This window comes from Streptomyces sp. WELS2, from assembly GCF_013870595.1.
In the GTDB taxonomy this organism is placed as follows: Bacteria; Actinomycetota; Actinomycetes; order Streptomycetales; family Streptomycetaceae; genus Streptomyces.
Genome location: NZ_JACBWZ010000970.1, coordinates 1 through 2,138 on the forward strand (window position 1 = coordinate 1; position 2,138 = coordinate 2,138).

3 protein-coding genes are annotated in these 2,138 nt (G+C 74.2%); 1 reads left to right on the forward strand and 2 read right to left on the reverse strand.

Annotated elements, in window-relative coordinates; translation table 11 throughout:
* The coding region (locus H5J33_RS32390) for an FAD-dependent monooxygenase (RefSeq protein WP_181798294.1) at positions 1–617 on the reverse strand (617 nt) is incomplete at its 3' end.
* 157 nt (positions 618–774) lie between these two features.
* Here H5J33_RS32390 and H5J33_RS32395 point away from each other — a divergent pair.
* Positions 775–1,269 carry a DUF1360 domain-containing protein gene (locus tag H5J33_RS32395; RefSeq protein WP_181798295.1) on the forward strand — a complete coding sequence of 165 codons (495 nt, stop codon included), beginning with the start codon at positions 775–777 and terminating at the stop codon, positions 1,267–1,269.
* A 73-nt stretch (positions 1,270–1,342) separates the two neighbouring features.
* Here the strand turns inward: H5J33_RS32395 and H5J33_RS32400 are convergent, their stop codons facing one another.
* Positions 1,343–2,080 (reverse strand): MgtC/SapB family protein, encoded by a 738-nt coding sequence (locus H5J33_RS32400; protein ID WP_309485539.1) that lies wholly within the window; start codon positions 2,078–2,080, stop codon positions 1,343–1,345.
* Positions 2,081–2,138 lie beyond the last annotated feature (58 nt).

Genomic DNA, 2,138 nt, shown 5'->3' on the forward strand with positions numbered 1-2,138 from the left:
CCGACGAGCCCGGCCGGGTCGCCCTCGCGCCGCGGCAGCCGGAACCACCAGGCGTCCATGGGGCAGGCGAAGCGGCGCAGCCGCAGTTCCGGCCGGGCGCGCGCCAGCGATCCGCGGCCGTCGCAGGCCACGGTGAGGACGGCGCGCAGCGTGCCGGTGCCGCCGTCGGCGGTGCGGTAGCGCACCCCGGCGACCCGCCCGGACTCGACCAGGAACCCGGTCGCCTCGGTGTTCATCCGCAGCTCGAAGGACGGTTCGCGCCGGGCCTCCTCGGCCAGCAGGTCCAGCAGGTCCCACTGGGGCACCATCGCCACGTAGTCGTAGGGTCCGCGCAGGACGGAGAGGTCGGCGACCGTGACCGGCGCGCGGCCCGCCCCCACGGGCAGCTGGACGGTGCGGACCCTGCGCTGCGGCAGCCGGGCGAAGCGCTCGGCCAGGCCCAGTTCGTCCAGCAGGGCCAGGGTCGACGGGTGGACCGTGTCGCCGCGGAAGTCGCGCAGGAAGTCGGCGTGTTTCTCCAGCACCGTGACCCGGACCCCGGCGCGGGCCAGCAGCAGCCCGAGCACCATGCCCGCCGGGCCGCCGCCCACGACACAGCATGTGGTCTCGTCGTCCATCGCCGTGCCGCCCTTCTCAGGAGCCGTTATTCATCATGCGATGAATATATGCCCCTCCGGTGGCCGCCACAAGGCGGCGTGTCACCGCGGGCCAGGAGGGCACTCGTTCCGCGCCCGGCACGGACCGCAGGACGCCGGCGTGATCGATGGAGGTCTCATGACGACGGACGCCGCACGCTACGCCGACGGCCGGAGCGAGCCGCCGCTGGGCGGTTACGCCGCCCTCGCCTCCGTGTTCGCGGCGGGCATCGGCACGTTCGCGGTGCTGGCCCGGCGCCGGGGCGTACGGCTGCCGCAGGACGTGCCGCCGTGGGACGTGCTGCTGATGGGCACGGCGGCGTACAAGGCGTCCCGGGTGGTGACCAAGGACAAGATCACCAGCTTCCTCCGCGCGCCGTTCACCCGCCGTGCGGAGGAGGGCGAGGCCAGTGAGGTGATGGACGAGCCGAGGGGCAGCGGGCTCCGGCGGGCCGTCGGCGACCTGGTGTCCTGCCCGTTCTGCACCGCCGCCTGGGCCGCCGGCGCCCTGGCGTGCTCCTACGCCGCCTCCCCCCGGCTCACCCGGCTGGTCGGCGCCGGCTTCGGCGCGCTGACCGTGTCGGACTGGCTCCAGTACGCCTGGACGGCGACCCAGCAGTCGGTCGAGGGCTGAGACGGCGAGGCAGACGGTCGGCGGCCGGGAGACGAGCCGGCAGACGGTCGAGGACCGGGGGACGGGGACGCGGTCACTCCTCCTCCGCCGCGGCGGACAGTTCCACGTCCAGCACCCCGTCGTCCCGGAACAGCTCCGAGGCGAGCCCGGAGGGATCCGCGGTGCCCTCCAGTTGCAGCAGCACCCGCGCGGCGTCGTCGGTGCGGCCGGGCAGCCGTTCCACCTTGACCTGCACGATGCGGAAGCCGCGCCGGGTGCATGTCTGCAGCAGGCGGGGCAGCAGCGCCGTTCCCGTCCGGTAGGTCAGGCGCGCCTCGAACGCGGTGGCGGCGCGGCCGGGGACCAGCCGGGACGACAGCAGCGGGAAACCCCGTACCACCAGGAAGTGCAGGGCCGTGACCGCCAGCGCGAGCACGGGCAGCCCGCCGCCGCAGGCCATGCCGACCGCGCAGGTCAGCCAGATGGTGGCGGCCGTGGTCAGGCCCCGTACGGCGTCCCGTCGTACGAAGATCAGGCCGCCGCCGATGAAGCCGATCCCGGAGACGATCTGCGCCGCGACCCGTGAGGGGTCGAAGGACACGTTCTGCAGGCCGAGCACCGCGTTGAAGCCGTGCTGGGAGACCTCCATCATCAGGGCGCTCGCGATGCCGACCAGGGTGTGGGTGCGCAGCCCCGCGCTCTTCTGCTGGGCCTCCCGCTCCCAGCCGATCAGGCTGGACAGCAGCAGCGCGAGCCCCAGTTCGGCCAGTTGCCGCGGCCCCTGTCCGCTGTGGAGGTCCCACAACGGTGCCGCCAGGCCCACAGCCGTCACACGCACCTCCCGTCTCCGCCGTCACCGATGCCCCGCTGCCGACACGTACCCCGCGCCG